Source organism: Mesorhizobium sp. M2C.T.Ca.TU.002.02.1.1, from assembly GCF_003997225.1.
In genome coordinates this window covers 1-3,003 of the sequence record NZ_RZTO01000753.1, presented here as the reverse complement: position 1 = coordinate 3,003, position 3,003 = coordinate 1, and the positions used below count along the sequence as shown (strand labels likewise).

The 3,003-nt window shown below is 61.4% G+C and carries 4 protein-coding genes; 1 reads left to right on the top strand and 3 read right to left on the bottom strand.

Going from position 1 to position 3,003, the window contains the following annotated elements; genetic code table 11:
* Positions 1-188 precede the first annotated feature (188 nt).
* Positions 189-1,355, top strand: a complete 1,167-nt coding sequence (locus EOD07_RS28815; protein WP_127237773.1) for a hypothetical protein — start codon at positions 189-191, stop codon at positions 1,353-1,355.
* Positions 1,356-1,445: 90 nt separating this feature from the next.
* Here the strand turns inward: EOD07_RS28815 and EOD07_RS28810 are convergent, their stop codons facing one another.
* The 3 genes from EOD07_RS28810 to EOD07_RS38710 form a co-directional block, all read right to left on the bottom strand.
* Positions 1,446-1,934, bottom strand: a complete 489-nt coding sequence (locus EOD07_RS28810; protein WP_127237772.1) for an NUDIX hydrolase — start codon at positions 1,932-1,934, stop codon at positions 1,446-1,448.
* Positions 1,935-2,192: 258 nt separating this feature from the next.
* Positions 2,193-2,693: a xanthine phosphoribosyltransferase gene (gene gpt, locus EOD07_RS28805; protein ID WP_040982355.1), complete on the bottom strand. Its 501-nt coding sequence runs from the start codon at positions 2,691-2,693 to the stop codon at positions 2,193-2,195.
* Positions 2,694-2,828: 135 nt separating this feature from the next.
* Positions 2,829-3,003, bottom strand: a 175-nt coding sequence (locus EOD07_RS38710) for a universal stress protein (protein WP_164772629.1), incomplete at its 5' end; no start/stop codon positions are given.

Genomic DNA, 3,003 nt, shown 5'->3' with positions numbered 1-3,003 from the left:
ATTTAGGAGTTTCTATTTTAGTTTTTATGTATGTTTGTGACTTTAAGCAATTATCCTGATGTATTTACAGAAAAGAAAACCGGGAGTGGCAGAGTAAGGCCTCTTGGAGATTTTTTGCAGGAAGCGACCGGATGGAGATTCCTTTGGGAACAACAGCAGCCTTCAGCGCTTTCGCATAGGCATTCACGATGAATCCTGTTTCCGCAAAAGCGGGCCCGGGCAAGGTGGCCGGGCCGTCGGCGCTGGAATCCCATGGCTTGGTCCGGCCTTTGGCCGCCGAGGATCTCGAGCACGTCGCCGCGCTCTTCCTGACGAAGTTTCGCCATCGTCGCCGCCAGCGCGACCGCGCTATCGCGCGGACGGCGGACTATATGAGGGAGCTTTACCTTGGCAGCGATGAGAGCAAGGCTCTTGTCCAGATCGACCCGCAGGGCCGATTGGGTGGCTTCATGGGCGTCCTGAAGGCCCGCTATGAGCTCAACGGAACGGCATTGAACGCCGCCATCATCGGTCCATTCATGACCGACTCCGGCATCGACCACGGTTGGGCCGGGCCACAATTGCTGCGTGCCCTGCATCAAGGCGAATTCGACCTGTACCTGACCGATTCCGCCAACCGGACATCCTTGGCCTTCGCGCGTCCGATGAAGTATCAGCTCCTGCCGGTGCATTGTCTGGAATGGACCTGTGTTTTCCGGCCGGGCGCCATGGCCGTCGCCATGCTGCACCGCAAATGGCCGGGGATGCCTCGTCTCGCGCTCGATCCCTTCGCGGGAGCATTGGATGCGCTCGCACGAAAAAGGTTCGAGCCGCCGGCCCAGCATTCGTCAAGCCAACGGATCCATCGGGAGCCGATCGATGCGGCCCGGTTCGCGGAGCGGCTGCCTGTCCTCATGGCCGATTATTCCCTGCGTCCGAGCTGGAAGGACGGCGAGTTGCCGCGGTTGCTCGCGCTGGCGGCTGAGAAGCAAGCCTACGGGCCACTTCATTTCGGCGGAATTCATGATGAAACCGGCAAGATGCTGGGATGCTACGCCTTCTATGGCCAGGCCGACGGCATCGCGAACCTCCTGCAAATCCAGGCGTCCGGGTCCCACTGGGGGGCAACGCTGGATGCTCTCATTGCGGCTGCGCGGGATTTGGGCTGCGTGGGCATTGCCGGCCAGACCCAGAGCAGGTTCATGCCTCAACTCTTCGGCTACAAGAACGTCTTCTTCCACTATGCCGGGGGCACGATGGTGCGCTCGCGCATTGCCGAGGTCACGGAAGCGGTCCGCTCCGGCGACATCTTCATCGGCGGTTTGATGGGCGATCGTTGGACCCGGCTCAGTTCCGATGATTTCGGCCGCGTCTGACGATCTTGCGATACGACGCAATTCCGGATGGAAGGCTATGGCGAAGTCGCCGAGCCCAACCGTGCACACTTTTCCTGGGATTGCTTTGAATCAGCCGAACTTGTTCGGCGCTGCGCAGAAGCCGGCAATGATCTGGCAAAGGTCGGGTTCGTTGACCATATGGACGGCTTCGTCCGGGCCGACCCATTTGCGCGTGCGCGCGCGTTTCTCTTTCCAGCGGTCCGCCACGCGCTCGACATGCAGCGGAAAGACCAGCACCTCGCAAGGCACTTCCTCGCCTGAGGCGAGGACCTTGGCATAGAAATAGCGGCCGGCTTCGAGATGCCGGACGGTGCCGCGCAGCCCGGCTTCCTCGCCCGCTTCGCGCGCGGCGGCCTCGCAAAGCGGTTCCCTGGCCTCCGGCCAACCCTTTGGCAGCACCCAGCGCCCGGTGTCGCGACTGGTGATCAGCATGATCTCGACGCCGTTCTCGCCCTCACGCCAGGGCAAGGCGGCAACCTGCAGGCGACAAGGCGCGACGCCAAAGAGCCGCCGGACTCTTTCGGCCATCTGGTTGTGCGTCGCCGGCCTCGTCAACATGATAAGAAGCTGCCCCAGCCTCCAGAATCGTTTGCCACCTTACGAATCTTATGGCGAATTGTGGGCTTTAAAAGTAAAAAACTTCACTCTATCGGGAAATACCACCAGAAAAGGTCATCTGCCCAAGTAATTGCGCTCACTGGCGCGGTTACAGGACCGGCTTTTGAGGCAGTTTCTCCGGAGACATGAGGGCCCGCTCGGCCGGCGTGATCGTCCGCGATCGGTTTCCGGCCAGATTTTTCAGGCAATAGCGGCCGTTCAGCCCGCGTGATCATCCGCGATCGGCTTCTGGTACGTGAAGCCCATATCCCAGGGAAAGTAGATCCAGGTGTCCTGGCTGACCTCGGTGACGAATGTATCGACCAGCGGCCGGCCCTTCGGCTTGGCATAGACCGTCGCGAAATGCGCCTTCGGCATCATGGCGCGCACAATGCCCGCGGTCTTGCCGGTATCGGTCAGGTCGTCGATGATGAGCACGCCGGCGCCGTCATCGGCAAGCAGCGAAGGCGAAATCTCCTTCAGGACCTGCAACTGACCCTGGCTGGTGTAGTCATGATAGGAGGCGACGCACACCGTCTCAATAATGCGGATGCCGAGCTCGCGCGCGATGATGGCGGCGGGCACCAGTCCGCCACGCGTGATGCACACGATCGCTTTCCATTGTCCCTTGCTGGCGCCGGATAGCCGCCAGGAAAGCGCACGGGCGTCGCGGTGGAACTGGTCCCACGAGACGGGAAAAGCTTTTTCGGGAAGGGACATGGTTCGCACTCCGCAAGGCGCGCCGTCGGCGCGCAGAAACACTGGAATGCAGGCGGAATTAGCCGGAAAGCGCCGGGCTTGGCAAGGGGAGGCTGGCCAGGGCTGTGGACTCTGGGCGCGTCGCGCTAAAATGAATCAGCGCGACAGGAAGGCCGCCACATTCGTCGTGCGCAGCACCGTGCGGGTGACGCCGCCGAACAGGAGCTGGCGCAGCCAGGAATGGCTGTAGGCGCCGAGCACCAGAAGATCGGCGCCGGACTCGGTTATCCGCGACTGGATGATATCGTCGACCGAGGAGCCGTCCGATTTC

Coding starts and splice junctions, on each gene's coding strand:
- EOD07_RS28810 (WP_127237772.1), bottom strand. CDS start 1,934: ATGTTGACGAGGCCGGCGACGCACAACCAGATGGCCGAAAGAGTCCGG.
- gpt (WP_040982355.1), bottom strand. CDS start 2,693: ATGTCCCTTCCCGAAAAAGCTTTTCCCGTCTCGTGGGACCAGTTCCAC.
- EOD07_RS28815 (WP_127237773.1), top strand. CDS start 189: ATGAATCCTGTTTCCGCAAAAGCGGGCCCGGGCAAGGTGGCCGGGCCG.